We start from the raw sequence: 19,591 nt of genomic DNA, 5'->3' as shown, positions 1-19,591 counted from the left end.
GGCGGTAAATAGGTTTGCTTTAATTTAGGTCCTTGCGAACGATTAATACTATAATGCTCTAAATAGTAATTATCTGGATTTAACATAAATTTTCGCACTTCCTTCGACTTAGCACCATACTTTCTTCCTACTGAATTCCACCATGATACTGCATCTACTTTATGGGCCATATCTGCCTTTGATAAATCATACCATTTACCGTCACTTGCCTTAAAACAAGTTTTTCCCTTTGTTGTTGTTATTTTTCCTTCTTTTTTCATCCGATCAATAACCAGTCTCCCTGTTCGAGATGATTTTCCCGGTGTCCTTCCCATATACATTGAACGCTTGTTTGTTTTCCTTGCGACTTTTTTATTTATTTTTATAGAAACTTTTTTAATCTTTGTCTTCTTTACTTTTAGTTTTTTTGCCTTGTTGATATATTTTTTATTCTTATAAAGAACTTTTGCTCGTTTCGCCTTGCTTGCTGTTCTTAATGACTTTGAAGCTGCCCTTGTACCTTTTCCCACTTTGCTTACTTTCGCTGCAGTCTTCGCAACTTTAGCTGTTTTCGCAGGTACTTTCGCTACATAAGAACCCGGTACTCCCGGAATAAGAGAGGCTGCATCCCATAGTAAATATCCCGCATTTTCCCATGACGGATTTGTACACATTGAGTAAATACTATCTCCCAGACTCACTATATCAAATATAGTCTCCCAAATATTCCCACTCGGATCTACCCTATTTACCCCATCATTTCCGCAGTAAGTATACAAGTGTAAACTCAGAGAATCTTCCTCATCACCTGTATAGGTATCCCTTGTTAGAAATCTTCCCAAGTATGGCTGGTAATACCTGGCTCGGAGATAAATGGCATCCGTCTCCTTATCGTAGTATTCACCACAATAGCGGAAAGGATTCTCATCCTTTCTATCCGGGTTCACTTCATTCCCGAAGGAATCATACTCATAGGTCTTGATGACTTTGCCACTTTCATCCGTCAACTGTACCACATCGCCATGAGGATTTTTGACATAATACTGCTTCTCTGTTCCTTCTCCCTGATCCGCATATACAAGGTCATTTCCACAGATATACCGCTTCTGCACCTTGCCGCTGTCAGAGAGTTCCATTACCAGTTGATCCCCGTCCCAGACAAAAACTGTTTTTTCTCCATTCACAGTCTTGCTAGTACGCAGTCCCTCGGCATCGTAAGTATAGTTTACCTTATAATTTTTCGTAAGCGTCTGTGTCAACTGATTTAGCGCATTGTAATGATTGACTACATTTTCATTAAGACGATTATCTCCCAACGTTACGTCGATATCAATATACGTGCTGTCTTTCTTGTCGCTTGGGATTTCATAACGGTTGACCGTGGCAAGCTGGTTTCCGTTCTTATCATTTTTATAGATAACAACGGAATCCTCCTCCGTATTCGTATTTAAGGTGTCTGTGCGGAGCAGTTCGTCATTTTTATTATAACGGTAAGCAGTGATCTTATTTCCCACCTTCATTTCCTTACGGTTGTTATTACTGTCGTAAGAATAGGTGATGTCTTCGCTTTCGGTTCTGGTCTCTTTCCTGATACGCCCCAGCAAATCATAGGTATAGGCGGCTGTGCTGCTTCGCTTCTTTCCATCTTTGTCAAGAACCGAAAAAACTTCCTTGGACTTCTGCCCGTTTTCTAAGTATTCCAAGCTGTACTCAGATACCACCCCGGCACTGCCCGTCTGGTTCTTCATTCCTGTCAGGCGGTTCTGGTAATCGCAGGTGTAAGTGGTGGTCAGGTTATTTCCCGACACTTTCCTCTCTGACAGGTTACCATTGTCGTCATAGGCATATCCCACTATCTGATTACCTTTATCATCGGTAACGGAAGCCAGTTTGGATTCCCCATCATAAGCATAGCGGAGAGAAAGTTTATTTTCCCCGCCTATAGTCACGTCAAAGGCAGACTTATTGTCGGCACTGTCGTAGGCATAACTTTTGACAATGTCCTTATTCTTGGTAAGTTTTGTTGTCTCTCTAGTAACCTGCCCAGACACATCACCATAGCTAAATCTGGTATCATCCCGGGTTTCCACATCCCCATAGGCATTGTAAGTATAAGTGTGAGCGGTTTCTTTCCCTGTCTTCTTCTCTTTTGCCACCATCTCCGTCAGGCGGTTTTGATAGTCGTAGGTGTTTTTCAGGGTATTGCCATTTTTATCTACGGTTTTTGTGAGATTGCTGTTTTCATCATAAGAATAACTCTCTTTTCTCCCCTCCGGGTCAATAAGTGCCACCAGTTCATTTTTCTCATTATACTCATACTTTGTCTCGGCAATAGTGTCCGTCTTTTTCTTTCCATTGACAGTAAGGCGGTAAATTTTTCCTGCATAGGAAAAGGTATCTGCTTCCTCTCTCGTTTCTCCGGATTCACTTCCTTTCGCTGCATTTCCTGCTTCTGTCCCGCTACCAGAAGCTTCTCCGTTTTTATCGGATATTTCGGAGACGGATATGGTTAAAGGGCTGGTCATGCCGGCAAACTGGCGCACTTTGTTTCCCATGATATCATAAACATACTGGACATATTGTGCTTTTCCATCTTCCATACAGTTTTTTACCATAACAAGACTGCCCCGTTTGTCATAACTATACTCGGTTCTTGCTGTCCTGTCAGCGTCTATTTTGTTATTCTGTGCTATAACATTTCCTGCGGTATCATACTCTGTAATGGTGGTCTGGTAATGGATGTTTCCATCTTCCTTTTCCAATGGATATTCTGCCTTTATCATCTGGCCAAGAATATCATAAGTGTAGTTTGAGGAAACTCCTTCTTTCGCACCCCTTGGAGTATATTCCCTTGTGACATTTCCCTGGTCGTCATAGTCTGTTTTTACAATCTGTGTCTGCCAATCTGCCTCACCCTCTTTCCGGCTCTTTGTCTCTGTCCGGCTGATATTTCCGTTATCATCATAAGTAAACAGAGTCTGTGTCTCGTAGATTGGAAGCCATTTACCATCCTGCTGTTTTTTCGTAACTATGTTTTCCTTGACATTTCTTCCAAAATTGTCTGTCTCATATGTTGAAACAACCTCGGAACGGTTTTTTCCCCGGATGGTTGTTCTTGTCTCGGACAGGATGTTTCCTTCTGCGTCTGCCACAGTTTTTGTAATACTCTCGCTCAGCACGTCATCATTAAACTGGTCATAATAATTGTCCGTATCCACCTCCGACTGATATGCTGATGGATTTAGTTCCTTGCTGTAACTGGTAGTAATCGTCTGGGCGACATCCTCCTCACCAATGACTTCTGTGTCCTCTTTAGTAAAGTTCCATGAAGTACAGTGTTTTGCATCAAGTTCCCCATTGCTGAAACTGGCACTGCCTATCTGTTCACCTAGGTCATCATAAAAATATTTACTGCCACTTAGGACTTTGTTTCCTCTGCCCGTAATATAAAAATTAGGAATCGTTTTGCCGTCTTCATTAACAATAAATTTCTTTTCATCGGGCTGGAATGTATACGTCCGTTCCTCCAGCAAACGATCATTTTCTTCCTGCTCTAAGTCCGGGTCGTCTTCCTGTCCCCCAGTTTCCGTTCCATATTCATAAACACTTTCTGTCCATGTACCGGATGCTTCATCCTTGCTGATGATTGTATTGCCAAAAGCATCCTGTATGTCAATAGCGGTGCGACCATACTCATCCAGCATCATGGTTTTCAAGGCATCCGTGGATACATATCCCTTGTCTTTGGATTCATACTCCGTCCCCACTGCCTCTATAGTTTCTTTTTCGTCTCCAGTTTCTGGGTCGTAGGAGGTTTTTGTGACAAGACCATCCTCGTCTGTGGTAACACTTTGTTTTCCGGAGACAGACCGGACTTTGTTTCTTCTGTCCTTGCGGCATACTTTTCATTGAATGCCCGCACTTCGCCCCATTTGGCAGAACCAAACTCATTGCCGGGCATCCGGTTATGGTCACTTTTACTGTACGCCTGAAAACTGCAGATCATCCACAGCAAACCTCCCACTAGAACCATACTGAGGCTTTTGTCATTATAAACTTTCAGCGGATGCAGCAGACACCAGACGATCTGTTCTTTCAATTTTGATATTTCCACATCCATAAGATACAAGCCGCTCAGACTGTAAAATAAATAAAGCGTGGGCAGTAACAAAACCGCACACACTTTGAATAATTGGTGTAATCTTCTTTTTCTGCTGTCACCGGCAACATGCGTTGCACGGGAGTGTTCTTTCTTTCGTTTCATATGGATTCTATATTCCTTTCTCAGCCCACAAAGTTTGAGCCAAAACTATAAATTCGCAGTGTGAAAAATCTGATCATTTATTTCACACTGCTTTCCTATCGTTTCTTAAGGTTTACATCCGGTTTGTGCCGCAATATCTCTTCCGGCACCGGCCGCCTCTCTTTCCCTCTGCTTCTCTGATACTTCAGACACTCCGCTGCAATGTCTTCATTCTTTTTGCTGTATTTTCGCAGTTCTTTTCCCTCCAGATCAATTTCCCGAACCTCAGAAGTTTCGCTCCGCTTTAGGTATGCCTGCAGCCGTTTTCCATCCTCCGAAATACTTACCTTTGTCTTATCCAAAGAAATACACCGGATAAAGTCTTTGGATTCCTGCGGCTCCTTTGGAAGATTGGCAATATAGAGATTCGACGATTCTGCCACCATCTGTGTTTCCATGTCAAAGGTTACCGGGATGTATTCCGGACTTTGATAACGCTCTTTCATTTTTTCCAGAGCCAATACTTTTCCCACTGTTTGCTCTGAAACCGGTTCAGGGACAGAAGATTTTTCTTTCATCTCCTGTCCCTGATTAAAAGAGGGAAAGATCGCTGCATACTCCGGTTTCAGTTTTTCGATCATTTTCACACGGTCATCGCCCACCGGGGCAAATGCTTTTTCCAATTTTTCAATATCCAGTTTCACTTTTTCTTTCCTCCTGCAACTGCTTTTCTTTCATCTGATTGATTTGGACTTCCGTATAATCCGTTTTAGAAATAGACACCTGACAACTTTTCAGATTGTAATTGCACTGATAAACACTGCCATCGGTCAACAGGATAAAACTTGTCACATCAAAGGCTTGTGTCTGTTGATAAGTCAGCTTTCTGACTGAGCTGCAATTTCTTTCCTGACATCTCTGAACCAACTGCGTTTTTAACTCTTCATAGGCTGTCTCCGACATAAACCCCAAAAAGGGTTCCAGATCCGTCATGTCTACAGACACATCATTATTTGAATCATCTGCCGTGGAATCCGTTTTTTCACCCTCCGACTCAACGCCTGTTTCTATATTCTCTATCGCAACACCTCCTCCGGATGCTGGCTCGGCTCCGATAGCAGTTCCACTGGCAGTCTCGGTTCTCGCAACATTTTTCTGACTCTCATTTTTTGGCATAATCACATTTTTTGTCACTGCTCCCAAAATGATCATCAAAAATAAAGCTGCGCCCACCGCCGCCATAACAGTCTGCCTGCCAAGTCCTCTGTCTCGTTGTTTCCAGTAAAATCGCCGTATTTTTCTAAGCATAGTCTCCTCTCTTTCTGCGTCTGGACATTTTGTCTAAACGCTTGCTTTCTGTCCTCTGCCTCTGTGTCTGGACAATTTGTCCAAACGCTACTTCTTGTCCCACTTCTTTAGTCTCCTGAAATATGTAAAATTCGTATATCCCCCAAACATCGCACCTTCGGTATTCCCTGTCAAAGAGGATCCACTGGAACTGGTACAGTGAAGCCATACTACTCTGCCATCTTTCAGTTTTCCACAGTAAATCCCTACATGGTTTGCTCCGCCGGTTTCACCGGTCCTGCTTTTTAGTCCGATATCGCCCGGCTGCAACTGATCAGCAGAAATATCGTGAAACTTTTTGGAGCCGATAAAGGTTGCCGTCGTTGAGCCATATGGCACACTGGTCACTCCTGCCTTATGAAATGCCCATGCCGAAAAAGAAGAGCAGTCCAAAAACTCAGGCTTGTCTCTTCCGTCTGCCTGCCGCTTCTCCATGCTGTATTGCACACTTCCAATCAGGGAGGCACCTTTCTCGATCACATCCCATGCCTCCGCCGGTGCCGTATTGTTTTTCTTTAACTCTTCTAAGATTGTTTTGGCAGATTCATTGGATACGCTCGTTTCTTCATTCATCACATAGTACCGCAGGACATGAGGCACATACTCCATATCCCCGTAAGAAGCATAACCAAGCTCGGCACACATCTTTGCTGAAAATATCTGTGCATTTTCTTTGGTATAACAGCCATAGTTTTTGAGTGCCCAGTCAATATAGCCATTGCCAAAGTTATATCCCTGCAGGGCAAGGGAAATTCCGTTGATGTCATTGGGATCTTTGCACTTTGCTTTTGTCAGGCAGTCTGACAGTTCATGTGTCCCACAGTCTATGCTTTCCTCTGCACTGTCGATAGGCGGATTCACATTATAATAAGACTGCGCTGTCTGCATCACATCCGGCGGATTTCCTCCACTCTCCTGCTCGATCATGGCAAGACACAGATCCACATAATCATCAATACCATATTTTTCACAATACTCTGAAACCATCTCCCGGTAACTTTCTGTCTTTTCCGATACCTGTGCCTGATAGGTTCCATCCTGTGATTCATTAGCAGCTCCACCGGAACCAACAATAGTACCGATTGCCCCGACAATCACAGCAAGCAAGATAATGACAAGCAGCACGATCCACACAACCGGATTTGCTGCCACTGATCTCACGATGCTCTGCATTGTCTTAACAAGTGTTTTTGCAGCCTGCGTTCCCGCTTTTGCACCTGTCTGAACCGCCTGTGCAGATTTCTGTGTAGATTTTCCTGCAGCCCTTCTCTGTGCTTTTTTGTGTCGGTTTCGTTGTACTAAAGTCCGCATACCTCCCATTGCCACCCGACTGCTCTTTTGAACGATCTCTCTGGATAAAGCAACTTGTGTATCATCCGTATGAGCGGATTCTTTTTCTTCATAAGCATTGTCTCCCACGCTGCTTCCAAGCAGTAGCAACTGCATGGACTGCACCATAAGTTCCTTTGTTTCATAAATAGAAAAAAGGACACGCTCATTTTTGAATGAACTGCCCTTTTTCTTTCTTTTGGCTTTATTCTGTTTTTCAATCCCCTTTTTCTTTACCCGGCTTTTCTTTTGGTTTCTTGTTTTTTCTTCCTTCGCCATTGCTCTGGCTTTCTTTAACATTCGCTGTCTGGAACGGTAATCCAGACTCCCAAATACTCTCTTTGCCGGCTCACTCAAGGATTCAATGACCTCTCTGTCAAGCTGATCCATTGATCACCACCTCCGATTTCTCATCATAGGACTTCGTGAGATTTTCAATTTTCTGTTGAATCATCTGGAGAAATGTGATATATTGATATTAGAAAAGGAAAGCACCCACTCCAAAGTGGATGCTCCCATCAAGGTTAAATGTCCTTACGGACACCGCCTATCCTGTTTGCAGACAGGATAGGCATTTTTATTTTCGCTTGTTTCTCTTGTCGAGAAAGGCAAGCAACGCTATAACAAGACTACCGAAGGCACATAACAATGTCAATATGCCCAGGAAAATCGAAAGGATTTCAAAAGCTGTCATTGGCGCCACCTCCCTTCCTATGTATTCCGGCAAGCCGGTCATTGGTGTTGGGAGGCTACCACCCTGTCATGGGTACTTTCCTATGGCTTTCGCCATGCTACTAATATATCATTTTTCCTGTCACAATTCAACGATTTTCGTCAATTCACTTGTCCCTATTTTTCCACTGTCTGCTTTACATTTTTATCTTTCACCATCTCATGAAAATTCGTATTAAATAACTGGTACAGACTGCTGTCCTTTTCCATTGTATTGTCAAAAGGCACGGTCTTATCTCCAAACCGGATAAGCCCTGTTCCCGGCTCTGCTCCATTGACACAGGCAAGCTGCTCCGATGAAATATCAAACAGATCTTCTGCCACATGAAACGGATTGTCGGGGAACGGGTACAAGTCTTTGGTCTTTAACACCTTAAAATCCTGTTTCTTCATTCACATATCTACCTTTCTTTCGCTCTGCTTCTATGATTTTTCTGCAATTCTTCCAACACTTCGGGCGGTATTTTTGACAGCAGCCGCCCCATCTGCTCGTTGGTTCTCTGCAATTCAAATATCTTCTGATTCGCTTTCTGCACCTTTAGTTCCTGCTCGTACTTTTCATCACGCATACGCCCCGCATAGTCTGATTCCTGCCCAATTCTCTCTTTCAAACTGTCGATATACGCCTGCTGTTTCCCGATTTCCTTAGAGAATTTCTCCACGTCTGGCAGCCATGCAGAGAGTAAATCTAACGCTTTATCCCTTTTCTTCCCTGCGTTAAAGGCGTTGATGTCGGATAGGGCAGACACGATTTCTTCATACTGTTTATCAAGCCTGCCGCCTAATTTATAGAGCCATGTGGGGACGTGTTTCCGCTTGGTTTCCATTGAGGACTGCCCCCGTTCAAGCTGATTCCACCGTGAGGACATCCGCTCATGGTAGGCGGTCTGCCACTCGGATAATGATTTCTGGTTGCCTAAGATAGCTTTCGCTGACAGCTTATTGTCTGGCGTAATCGGCACAAAGCAGAGGTGCATATGGGGCGTTCTCTCGTCCATATGGACGACAGCGGAGAGGATATTCTGCTTTCCAACACGCTCCGAAATGAAGTCAAGAGCCGTCTGGAAATACGCTTTTTGTTCTTCGGGCGGTAACTGGTTCATAAATTCTGGTGAAGCTGTGATGAGCGTTTCCACCATCATCACGCTGTCTTTCCTTGTCCTGCACCCCGCTTCGGCTACCATGCGGTTAATCTCTTTCTTGTAGGTGTACTTTGGTGGTGCTATGAGATGGTAATTGTTTTTAGAGCGTTCCATATCTATATCTGGGTTGCTTTTGTAGGCTTCTTTCTTCCGCTCGTTGTGGCGTTCACAAGCCGCAACGCCGCCCGCTTTTCGTTTCTGGAAACGCAGGATTGCATAAGGCATAGGCGGATTCCTCCTTTCTTTCGGCGGGTGACCGTCCTTTGGGGTGACAGCGGTGACGGTGGTGACAGCAGTTTTGGGATACCCCCTGCCGACTGCCGCAACTGTCACCCTCACCCCCTGCATGACGGTCATGTCGATGATGACGGTGTTTTTGGGATACCCCCCTCGCAAGAGCCGTCACCGTCATGCCGCCATTCTTTTATCCGAAGCCGTAAGGCGTAGGATAGCAGGGCACAGCCCTGCCTTAAGGGAGTCCAGAGGGAACGTCTGGCACACGACTTTGCAGGGCAAAGTGTAGTGTGTTACACCCTGTAAACGCAGTCGGAAAAATCGGAATGATTTTTCTGACCGCAGGGGTGGTTTTACACGACCGAAAAGGGCGAGTAAATCTCACGCCTGCATTTTGCGTTTACGGGGTGTTCTCCCGTAGGGATGACAGCGGCAGGGTATCCTAAAATCACTGTCACCACCGTCACTGCTGTCACCCGCAGGGCAGAGCCGCCAGCTTTACATGGCTTTAAGCGTCAATGACAGTAACAGGGGGGTATCCTAATATCGCTGTCACCACCATCACCGCTGTCACCCGCCCTCCTTGCAAGGGCAATCCGCCTGCCGTCTTTCCTGCGGCTGTACTGGTAGCAGATACGGTTCTCGCTTAAAAATGTGGTGCGGTATTCATTCAGCCATTTCGTAATCACCGTGGGTATGGTTTCCGTTTCCCCCATAGCGGCTAACAGTTCCGTTGCCGTGCCTATCCATTCTTCCTTATCCCTCATAAAATCCACCAACCGAAAAAGGACATCTGGTATCGTTTCTTTCGCAAGCTGCTCCTGCGTTTTCCGCTCCACAAGCTCCCAACGGCAATCACGGAAACGCAGCGTGTATTCCTGATAAGGCGTGTCCCTGCCCGTCACATACAGCTTGGCGGTGTCAGACGCACGTTTCTCCTTTTCCAGAACAAAGGTAGCGTCCGCACTCCCCGTTAATCCTGTCGTCCCAGACACCTTGTTGAACACGTCGCTGTCATTCTGCTTTCGGATGTGGTGTACGACAATGACCGCCAGAGAGTGCCTGTCGGCAAAGTCTTTGATGAGGGAGATGTCCCCATAGTCGCTTGCATAGGCATTGTCTTTTGAAGCTGTACGGACTTTCTGCAAGGTATCAATGACAATGAGCCTGCTGTCTGGGTAATCTTTCAGATAATCTTCAAGCTGCACGATAAGACCGTCTGACAGCTTGCAGCTTGCCACGGCAAAGTGGAGCCGCCCGCTTGCTTCGTCCGTCAAACGAAATAACCTGTCCTGTATGCGGCAGAACGTGTCCTCAAGGCAGAGGTAAAGCACATCGCCCTCCATTGTCGGCATATCCCATAAAGGGATTCCCTGCGACACGCATAAGCATAGCTTCAGCATGAGCCAGCTTTTGCCTATCTTCTGTGAGCCGCAGAACAGCGATAAGCCTGTCGGGATAAGGCTGTCCACCACAAAGGATGGTTTCTCAAGCGGTTCATAAAGGAGCGTTTCGGCGTTGACTGTCTGTAACTTCTGCATGGCTTTCCTCCTTTCGGGCGGTGTCTTTGTTTTCGTTGCACATAGGCGTTGACCTCCTTAAAAATAGATTTACTCCCACGGAAAAAAGTGAGAGTATGTAATGCCGCCAATCCCACACAAATAAAAAACAGATTTCTTTTTCGGGCGGTGTCGGTCACGGTTGGAGATATTTCTTCAATTTCCGCCTTTACTTTCTCCTTTGCAATCGCAACAGATTTCTGTATTGCCGAAGCGGTGCAATGCTCCATAGCGGCGATTTGGTAAAAATTGAACTCATACTCGTAGTAGAGCAGGAAACGCCGCCTTTGTATCTCTGGAAGGCTCCCAACCGCCTTATAGAGCGTTTCATTCCGTTCTTCCTCAACCATGCGTTCATCAAGGCTCTTAGGCACACGCAACGCCCGTCTGTAAAGGGTTTCGTCCCATACCTCGTTAAACTCCCTGTGCCGCTCGTCCCATTAGAAAAGATTCCTGTTCCTGCGCTCCATCTGCCGAAACTCCATAAAGAACTGTTCCGACACTTCCAACTCGTGGGATTTGCCCTGCCCGTCCTTAAAGCTGATAAAATACCTTGTGCCGCTTTCCGTGGATTCCTCCCGAAGCGTGTATGCCTTAACCCTGTATGCCATCCTGTTGTCCTCCTGCAAAAAATGAGTGAGGGGATTTCCATCCCTCACCCAGTAGCCCGCAGGATGGCAGGCTGTTTTAGAAGCTATAAAATTTTCCGCAGCTTCTTCCGCAGATGGTCTAACCTCGCATAGATGGCACCAGTCGTCAAATGCACAAGCGGGGCAATCTCCTTTGTGGAATACCCCTGCATTTTCAGCAGGACGATTTTCAAGGTACGCCCGTCCACCGTGACTAATACTTGATAGAGATTTTCGCTCTCAATCTCTTCCAGTAACTCCGCAACCGTACCCACTTCCGCCTGCCGCTCCCTGCCTGCCATGTCCTCAAGATATTCCGCAACGTCATTCGTCCATCGGTAAAACCGCCTGTTGGAATTGAAGTCTGCCCTGTCCGCCATGCGTATCTGCTCAATGGTCGCTTCATCAACGCCGCACTCACGCAGCAGCTTTTCCTCCGCTTCTTTCCAGATACGCCATTTCCTGTCCTCCCGTCCGTGGTTGTATGCCATTCTTACTTCCTCCAATCAGAATTGATTGAGAGGGCAGAGAAAAGCCCCCTCATCTTCCCAAAGGAAAAAACAAGGGGGCTGAACGCCTTAAATTTTAATTTTCTATTATCTTTCTTAGTTTTATTAGGATTCTGGCTTTGCGTTTGTTTACAACGCTCTGGGTTATGCCCAACCTCGCCCCGACTTCACGCTCGGAAAGTCCGTCAAAAAAGATTGCCTGTATCAGCTCCTGTTCACTATCCGACAGCAAAGGCAGGGCGGCTTTCAGCCTGTCCACCATGACCGCATTGACAACGGTTTCTGCAATGTCCACCGCTTCATCAGTGATAAAGTCCAGAGGATTCCCCTCGCTGTCCGTAAATCCGTCGAGAGATAGCAGTCTATTCTTTGTATCTAATTTTTGCAGATAACGCCACCGTTCCTTGTCACGGTAGAAGTCTGTGTATTGCTCCCTCACGACTTCAAGCAGACAGCCTTGTCTGCATTTTGGACAATAAAGGGGATAATTCTCCAAAACAGTGTCCTTCCTAATTTTATTACGGGTTTTGCTCCCACAAACAGGACACAATATCCATTCGCATTTCATCATAATTAGTCTCTAATCCTTTCAAATCTCATTTTATATGACTTTTGCAAGCTGTTAAGCTAACTTGTGGAACATATGCCGAACCTTATCTATACGGCTATTCGGGCGGCGGGGTTGGCAAATAAATTTACCAATAGCTGGCTGGTATCCTTTTAACTCTGTCAAGCAGACTCCCTGCCCATTTGTGAAATAAGTTAAATCGTTCCTGTATTCTTGAATACATCTAGCAGGGATTTCTCCTTTCAGAATGACCTCGTCATTCTTTATCTGAGTACTTACAATATCTGCACAATACCTTGGAGCATCATGATACGCCCGTGAGAGATATTCCTGCGGTGCATAAATTTCAAAGTGGAGATATGGCTCTAATAGTTCTGTCCCTGCTTTTTTTAAAGCCTGCTCCAATACGATAGGGGAAAGCAGCCGAAAGTCTGCGGGGGTACTTACAGGACTATAATACAATCCATATTCAAAACAGATTTTACAGTCTGTCACTTTCCATCCATACAGCCCCTGCTCGCAGCCATAAAGAACCCCCTCCATAACCGCATTTTGGAACGATTGATTTAAATATCCAAGTGAAACTCTGCTTTCATACTGCACTCCGCTTCCAATAGGGAGCGGCTCTATGGACAACCCGACAGAAGCCCAGAAAGGATTTGGCGGGACTTCTATGTGGATGGTATATTCTGCTTTTCTAAGCGGTCTTTCCATATATATAACAGTAGGCTCTTTTATTTCTGCCTCCACATGATATTTTTCCTCAAGGATGGCACAAATGACTTCCATCTGCACATTCCCCAAAAAAGAAAGTATAATCTCATGCGTTGTAGTATCCACATAATATTTTAAAAGAGGGTCGCCATCTGAAATTTCTGTAAGTGCCCCAAGCAATATTTCCCGCTGTTCAGATTTCTTTACTGCAATCGTTGTTTGGAGCATAGGGAGAGGATTTTCAATAAATTTTCTCTGCGGCAACAGTATTTCGTTCCCCAAAATACTGTTTAGCTGCAAAACATCATTTGGTAAAATTACAATATCACCAGAGCAGGCTGTATCGGATGAATATAATTCACCGTTTGTCGGAACACACATCTCTGTGATTTTTATTTTCTCTTTTTCAGATATTCTAATAACATCCCTCAAATGCAATGTTCCGCTATATATACGCACATAAACAAAACGCCGCCTTTTCTCTGAATATTCAATCTTAAAAACCTGCCCGCATAGTTCAGATTGACCTTCAGGCGTTGATGAATAAAATTTACTGGCAATTACTTCTATAAGCTGCCGAATCCCCAGATTGTTTTTAGCGCTTCCGTGATAAACGGGAAATAACGTTCCGTTTTGGAATCTCCTGTTTTCTTCCTGTTCCAGTTCTGACATTTTAAACGGTTTCCCTGACATATATTTCTCTAATAGTTCATCGTTTCCCATAATTACCGCATCCCACTGTTCCATATCGTCATTGTCCGTTACATTTATATGGGGATGCTGCCCAACCTTTTGCTTCACTATAATTTCCGAAGAAAGCTTTGCTTTCATTTCCCGATATACCATTGGCAAATCAATCCCCTCTTGGTCAATTTTATTGATGAAAAAAATTGTCGGAATCTTCATTATCTGTAGTGCATGAAACAGTATACGGGTCTGTGCCTGTATGCCATCCTTTGCAGAAACTAATAATACTGCTCCGTCTAATACGGATAAAGAACGGTATACTTCCGCCAAAAAATCCATATGGCCTGGCGTATCTATAATGTTGACTTTTACATCCTCCCACTGAAAAGATGTCACTGCTGTCTGGATAGTGATTCCCCTTTGACGCTCCAAATTCATTGTATCTGTCCTTGTTGTGCCTTCATCTACGCTCCCTAGTTCTGCAATTGCACCACTGGTATACAATAAACTTTCCGTTAATGTTGTCTTTCCTGCGTCAACGTGAGCCAGAATGCCTAAGTTAATTATTTTCATGTGATTTTCCTCCTATCAACACCCAAAAAAGGGCATAAAAATACCCAGTGATAAATACTCCTATCACTGGGTAAATAACTCCAATAGCCCCAAAACACTTATATGTTTTCGGGCATATAAAATTACATGATAAAAGTATTCTTAAACTGGGTACAAAAAACTAAGCCCCATATTAAAAGTGAAACGGGACTGCTACTTTTTGTTCCCACTATCAAATTGACAGTTTATTTAAGAATACCTTGCCGCATATTTATTAACTCCTTGTATAATACTGAATCTAATTATATTCCTTAACCCTTTATTTGTCAAGCTGACAAACTAAAGCAGAAAAAGCGGCAGGATTTCCCCCTGCCACTAATCATCTGTTTATGCAAAAATAATTTCCTTTTCCACAATCTCCCTCGCACAAGCCCTTATGTTATTGAGGCATCCTGTCCATTCTAAGGCGTTTTCTGCCTTTAGCTGTTCCGTTATGCCCTGTGCCTGTTTCATACCCTCTATGAGCCTTTCAAAGCGTTCCTGTGCCTGTCTGTTGATGTCGGCAAGGTAGGCGTTTAGCCTGCCGCTTGTAAGAAGATTGGTGTATGTAACTTTACGGTACTGTTTTAGATAATCTAAATGCCGTTGCCCCCAGATGCCTATTGCCTGTTCTTCTTCGGCGGGTACAGTTAAGCACGGTATCAAATAATCCCCTTGCCTTTCGTATTTGCCGCCCAGTTCCTCAAATAATGATTTTGCCATTGTCTGTTACCTCCACATTCTTTTTTATTTTGAATGTCCGCAAAATCCGTCCTACATCCGATGGTCTCCACGGAACATCCAGATGATGTAGTGCGATCAGACGATCCTGCACATTCGTTCCGGCTCCCATCTTCTGCGTGGAACCAATCAAAAAACGAACCTGTCCGCTTCTTACCTTGCCAAACAGCTCCGTCTTTCTTAATTCTGTATTCGCTTCATGGATAAAGGCGATCTCTTTCTCCTGAACACCTTTACGGATCAGCTTTCGTTTGATGTCATGATATACATCATCAAACATCTCCGCTTCCGGCACTTCTTCTCCATCGGCTGCAGTAGTCTTTCCCAAATTCTTCGGAGTAGACAGATCACAAAATATAAGCTGTGCCGATTTAGTATCTGCAGTCTGCTCCCATATCTCATATGCCTTTTCCACCAGTGCATTTACTTTGGAATGTTCCTCATCCGGCAGCAACGGATTGACCAGTCTCTGATCCAGTGCCAGCTTTCTTCCATCGTTCGTGATCTTTAACATGTTATCCTCATGCGGTTCTACTCTGCGGTCACGGACGGCTTCCGCCCGCTCCGCTAACGAGGCTACCATCTCCTTTTGATGCTCACTTGGCTGCAGCACCACATTTTCATACTCCGCCTTTGGGATCGGCAGATTTAACATATCCGGTGTCTGAATGTCCGCACACTCCTTAAACAGTGCGATGAGTTCCGGCAGATTATAAAACTTGGCAAATCGTGTCTTTGCCCGGTAACCGGTTCCTTCCGGTGCCAGCTCGATGGCAGTCTGCGTTTCACCAAAGGAGGATGCCCAGGAATCAAAATGTCCCAGTCCCATCCGCTGCAGCGTACCATACTGCAGATAACGCATGTTGGTATATAATTCTGTCATGCTGTTGGAAATTGGTGTTCCCGTTGCAAAAGTGATTCCCTTTCCGCCGGTCAGTTCATCCAGATACTGACACTTGGCAAACATATCGGAAGATTTTTGTGCCTCGCTCTGTGCGATTCCCGCAACATTCCGCATTTTTGTGTGAAGGAACAAATTTTTGTAAAAATGACTTTCATCCACAAAAAGCCTGTCCACTCCTAACTGTTCAAATGTCACAACATCATCTTTTCTGGAAGTATCATTTAGTTTCTCCAGTCTGGTCTGCAGGTTTTTTCTCATCTTTTCCATCTGCTTGATGGTGTAGCGTTCCCCTCTCTCTGCCTTGATCTCTTCAATGGACTGCGTGATCTCTTCGATCTGCCGCTCGATCATTGCTGTCTGCCTTTCTGCGGATAACGGGATCTTTTCAAACTGCGAATGCCCGATGATCACGGCATCATAATCGCCGGTAGCGATCCGTGAGCAGAACTTTTTGCGGTTGGCAGGCTGGAAGTCTTTCTTGGTTGCCGCTAAAATATTGGCTCCCGGATACAATCGTAAAAAATCGCCTGCCCACTGCTCGGTCAGATGATTGGGTACGACAAACAGACTCTTCCGGCATAACCCCAGCCGCTTGCTCTCCATTGCAGCCGCAGTCATTTCAAAGGTCTTTCCGGCACCGACACAGTGGGCAAGCAGGGTATTGTTTCCATACAGCACATGTGCTACGGCATTTTTCTGGTAATCCTTTAACTCGATATCCGGTGTCATTCCCGGAAAGACTAAATGCGAGCCGTCATACTCTCTTGGTCTGGTGGAGTTAAACAGTACATTGTATTTTTCCACCAGCACCTCGCGCCGCTCTCTGTCACGAAATACCCAGTCTCTGAAAGCTTCCCGCATGGTATCCTGTTTCTGTGCAGCGATCGTGGTTTCTTTTTTATTCAGCACACGCTTCTCTTTCCCATCCTCCACTATAATGTCATACACACGGCTGTCCTTCAGATTCAGGGAATCCTCTAAAATCTGATACGCATTTCTCCGGCTGGTTCCATAGGTCATGTTGACAAGAGAATTTCCATAGTCTGCATTTTTCCCTTTTACATTCCACTGCCCGGTCGCATCGGAATACTGAATCTTTATCACATCCCGATCCAGTAAATGCTCCGGTGTCTCAAACACCTCTCGCATAAAGTCCTCGATGTACTTTGACGGGATCCATGTAGCTCCAAGCCTTACTTCGATCTCACTGGCATCCAGTTCTTTTGGCTGCACCCGTTTGAGTGCTTCCACATTGACCGCATACATGGATTCATTCTTTGCAAAGTTTTCGGCTGTCTCCAGTTTGTTTCTCACATTACCGCTTAAATAAGCATCTGCTGTCTCCCATTCCTCACTGATCGGGTTTTTAAAGATTACTCCGGTCAGCTCACGAATCAGCGTATCCCGGTCTTTTCCACTTAGTTCCGACATATATTCAAAATCAATCGCTGCTTTTTCTGCCAGAGATACCGCCAGTGCTTCGCTTGCCGTGTCCACACTGGTCACCACTTCTGCTTTCTTGATCGTGCGTTTCATAAACATGTCCGCTTTTCCGATAAAGTTGCCTTCCTCGTCCTGCTTTTCTAAGGAACAGAGCAGACAGTAGCTGCTGTCCTGATGAAAGGCACGCTTATTGGTTTTGGAATAAATCCTTCCATAATCCTTTACAAAGGCATCGTACAGATCATTTAACTTCTTCTGTGCAGACCGGATCTGTTCCTCCGGATAATCCTCTAACTGCAGCCGAATCAGTTCCTGTGTGCAGTCCCTTATGGAAGCCATGCCCTTGATCCGCTCAAGCATTCCCTCGGAGGCTTCCACCGGACGCATCACCGAGTTTTCACGGTAATACAACCGATCCTCTATCTGTGCATAACTAAAGTTTTTTACTTCCGGTACGGCAGGGATCACCTCAGCCGTCAGCTCCTCATTCATCTCCTCCAGTTCGATTTCTTCATAAGAACCTTCGATAAAAGATAGACTCTTTTCTAACTGCTCCTGAAAAGGAAGTGTATCATCCGGCACACAGGTACTTTCCATCCCATACGGCCCGCTGACCATTTCCATAGAACCAGCAATCATCTCCGGATGTTCCACAAAATAGCTGTTCATGACGATGCCGTTTTTATCCTGTGATAAATGCACCCAGTCTGGTTCAATGTCCATGATACGGTCACGCTTTTTCAGGAAAATGATATCCGATGTCACTTCCGTTCCGGCATTTGCCTTAAATGCAGTATTCGGAAGCCGCACCGCTCCCAACAGTTCTGCTCTCTGTGCAATGTACCTGCGTACCTTTGGATTTTCCTTATCCATCGTTCCCTTGCTGGTGATAAAAGCGATCACTCCACCCGGACGCACCTGGTCTAAGGTCTTTCCAAAGAAGTAATCATGGATCAGAAAGTTATGTTTATCATATTTCTTATCTGCCACCTTATACTGACCAAAGGGTACATTACCAACAGCAGCATCAAAGAAATCATTCGGAAATGTTGTTTTTTCATATCCATCCACCGTGATATCCGCTTTGGGATACAACTGTCTGGCAAGCGGTTACACCCAGATCCAGTCCCGGCATGCTCTCTGACACTCTCGATCATCTCCTCCAGTTCTTCATCCGAACGGATCTGAAACGGGTGGTTATGAAACTCATGCAGCTCAGAAATCGGTATCTCTTTCACATCGCCCGTTTCTGCAGTTTCCTCCACAACCTTGCCTCCAAAGAGGTCATCAAAACTCGTCAATTTCACATTTTTTAAAGCCTTTGTTCTACTCATGAGCGATTACCTCCTTCGTCAGTTCTTCATAAGCTTTTGCTACCGGATGCTTTTTATCCAGCGAAAAAATACTTACTCCAGCCGCTGATGTTTCAGAGGCTTTTACAGAAAACGGAATCTTACTCTCAAAGATAGGAATGGAATCTCCGTAATACTCGTTTATCAGTTCCATAATGTCCTTCGCATAATTGGTCCTTGCATTCAGCATGGAGATTAATATCCCCTCAAACCGAATCGACGGATTCAGATGTTTCTTCACCCTGCAGATTGTTGTGATCAACTGCTCCAGTCCTTTTACCGGAAGATAGGCTGCCTGAACCGGGATCAACACACTGTCCGCAGCCGTAAGGGAATTTACGGCTATCATTCCAAGACTCGGCATACAGTCGATAAGAATGTAGTCATAGAACTCCCTCATACTTTCGACATAAGTTTTCAAAACAAACTCCCTACTCATGGCATTCACAAGCGATACATCCACACCGGACAGATTGATGTTGCATGGCATAAGGTCAAGTCCCTCTTCGTGTTGAACAATTCCCTCTGTCACATCCACATCCTTATCCATAATGATCTGCTCCATAATGTCAGGCAGTGCTACGTCCAGCTCATCCGGATTCATAATGCCAAGACTCTGTGACAGATTTCCCTGTGGATCTGCATCGATCACAAGCACCTTCTTTCCTTCTCTGACTAAGCCAACTCCAAGATTCACTGTTGTGGTGGTTTTGGACACACCACCTTTTTGATTGCATATAGCGATTACTTTACACATAATTCTGACCCTCCGTATTTTTTTAATTTGTTATTACTGCTTTTTACCGATCCGCCGATACTGAACACACGCATGACAGTACTTTGGATTTTTTTAATTCGACTTGATATCAGACACCTCAATAATCTTAT

Annotated in this window: 13 protein-coding genes and 3 pseudogenes; all 16 read right to left on the bottom strand. The window is 44.9% G+C overall.

Going from position 1 to position 19,591, the window contains the following annotated elements; genetic code table 11:
* Positions 1-3,746, bottom strand: a 3,746-nt coding sequence (locus H8704_RS06245; protein WP_249297715.1) for an RHS repeat-associated core domain-containing protein, incomplete at its 3' end; no start/stop codon positions are given.
* A gap of 5 nt (positions 3,747-3,751) precedes the next feature.
* Positions 3,752-4,243, bottom strand: coding sequence for a hypothetical protein (locus tag H8704_RS06240; protein WP_249297714.1), 492 nt, complete (start codon positions 4,241-4,243; stop codon positions 3,752-3,754).
* A 95-nt stretch (positions 4,244-4,338) separates the two neighbouring features.
* Entirely contained in the window at positions 4,339-4,926 is a 588-nt protein-coding gene (locus H8704_RS06235; RefSeq protein ID WP_249297712.1) for a hypothetical protein, read from the bottom strand.
* Positions 4,910-5,530: a hypothetical protein gene (locus H8704_RS06230; RefSeq protein WP_249297711.1), complete on the bottom strand. Its 621-nt coding sequence runs from the start codon at positions 5,528-5,530 to the stop codon at positions 4,910-4,912. Before H8704_RS06230 ends, H8704_RS06235 begins: the two co-directional genes overlap by 17 nt.
* Before the next feature lie 87 nt (positions 5,531-5,617).
* Positions 5,618-7,288, bottom strand: coding sequence for a lysozyme family protein (locus H8704_RS06225; RefSeq protein ID WP_249297709.1), 1,671 nt, complete (start codon positions 7,286-7,288; stop codon positions 5,618-5,620).
* A 187-nt stretch (positions 7,289-7,475) separates the two neighbouring features.
* A complete protein-coding gene (locus H8704_RS14520) occupies positions 7,476-7,592 on the bottom strand; it encodes a putative holin-like toxin (RefSeq protein WP_270393713.1) in 117 nt (38 codons plus the stop codon).
* A gap of 155 nt (positions 7,593-7,747) precedes the next feature.
* Positions 7,748-8,023 (bottom strand): hypothetical protein, encoded by a 276-nt coding sequence (locus H8704_RS06220; RefSeq protein ID WP_249297718.1) that lies wholly within the window; start codon positions 8,021-8,023, stop codon positions 7,748-7,750.
* A gap of 8 nt (positions 8,024-8,031) precedes the next feature.
* Complete coding sequence (gene mobV / locus H8704_RS06215) at positions 8,032-8,997, bottom strand: MobV family relaxase (RefSeq protein WP_001820668.1); 966 nt, start codon at positions 8,995-8,997, stop codon at positions 8,032-8,034.
* 517 nt (positions 8,998-9,514) lie between these two features.
* Positions 9,515-10,547: pseudogene (locus H8704_RS06210) on the bottom strand (AAA family ATPase).
* 154 nt (positions 10,548-10,701) lie between these two features.
* Positions 10,702-11,176 (bottom strand): annotated as a pseudogene (locus tag H8704_RS06205) (RNA polymerase sigma factor).
* Between the two features lie 83 nt (positions 11,177-11,259).
* Positions 11,260-11,685, bottom strand: a complete 426-nt coding sequence (locus H8704_RS06200; protein WP_000323895.1) for an RNA polymerase sigma factor — start codon at positions 11,683-11,685, stop codon at positions 11,260-11,262.
* Between the two features lie 94 nt (positions 11,686-11,779).
* Complete coding sequence (locus H8704_RS06195; protein ID WP_249297708.1) at positions 11,780-12,274, bottom strand: cysteine-rich KTR domain-containing protein; 495 nt, start codon at positions 12,272-12,274, stop codon at positions 11,780-11,782.
* A gap of 51 nt (positions 12,275-12,325) precedes the next feature.
* On the bottom strand, positions 12,326-14,245 hold the full coding sequence (gene tet(O), locus H8704_RS06190) for a tetracycline resistance ribosomal protection protein Tet(O) (RefSeq protein ID WP_000691758.1): 1,920 nt from the start codon (positions 14,243-14,245) through the stop codon (positions 12,326-12,328).
* Between the two features lie 366 nt (positions 14,246-14,611).
* The gene (locus tag H8704_RS06185; protein WP_001129922.1) at positions 14,612-14,986 is read right to left on the bottom strand and encodes a TnpV protein; all 375 of its coding nucleotides are present in this window, start codon (positions 14,984-14,986) and stop codon (positions 14,612-14,614) included.
* Positions 14,967-18,458: pseudogene (locus tag H8704_RS06180) on the bottom strand (DEAD/DEAH box helicase family protein); the annotation flags it as partial. The gene H8704_RS06185 and the pseudogene H8704_RS06180, both read right to left, overlap by 20 nt.
* A gap of 219 nt (positions 18,459-18,677) precedes the next feature.
* Positions 18,678-19,460, bottom strand: coding sequence for a ParA family protein (locus H8704_RS06175; RefSeq protein WP_249297707.1), 783 nt, complete (start codon positions 19,458-19,460; stop codon positions 18,678-18,680).
* Positions 19,461-19,591 lie beyond the last annotated feature (131 nt).

The sequence above is a fragment of the Jutongia huaianensis genome, assembly GCF_014384985.1.
GTDB lineage: Bacteria > Bacillota > Clostridia > Lachnospirales > Lachnospiraceae > Jutongia > Jutongia huaianensis.
The sequence above is the reverse complement of the archived record's forward strand: the minus strand, read 5'-3'. Positions and strand labels throughout refer to the sequence as shown.

Bases quoted from the DNA above. Each gene is read 5' to 3' on its own strand.
- H8704_RS06195 (WP_249297708.1), bottom strand. From the start codon at position 12,274: ATGATGAAATGCGAATGGATATTGTGTCCTGTTTGTGGGAGCAAAACC.
- H8704_RS06175 (WP_249297707.1), bottom strand. From the start codon at position 19,460: ATGTGTAAAGTAATCGCTATATGCAATCAAAAAGGTGGTGTGTCCAAA.
- H8704_RS06225 (WP_249297709.1), bottom strand. From the start codon at position 7,288: ATGGATCAGCTTGACAGAGAGGTCATTGAATCCTTGAGTGAGCCGGCA.
- H8704_RS14520 (WP_270393713.1), bottom strand. From the start codon at position 7,592: ATGACAGCTTTTGAAATCCTTTCGATTTTCCTGGGCATATTGACATTG.
- mobV (WP_001820668.1), bottom strand. From the start codon at position 8,997: ATGCCTTATGCAATCCTGCGTTTCCAGAAACGAAAAGCGGGCGGCGTT.
- H8704_RS06240 (WP_249297714.1), bottom strand. From the start codon at position 4,243: ATGAAACGAAAGAAAGAACACTCCCGTGCAACGCATGTTGCCGGTGAC.
- H8704_RS06230 (WP_249297711.1), bottom strand. From the start codon at position 5,530: ATGCTTAGAAAAATACGGCGATTTTACTGGAAACAACGAGACAGAGGA.
- H8704_RS06220 (WP_249297718.1), bottom strand. From the start codon at position 8,023: ATGAAGAAACAGGATTTTAAGGTGTTAAAGACCAAAGACTTGTACCCG.
- H8704_RS06200 (WP_000323895.1), bottom strand. From the start codon at position 11,685: ATGGCATACAACCACGGACGGGAGGACAGGAAATGGCGTATCTGGAAA.
- H8704_RS06185 (WP_001129922.1), bottom strand. From the start codon at position 14,986: ATGGCAAAATCATTATTTGAGGAACTGGGCGGCAAATACGAAAGGCAA.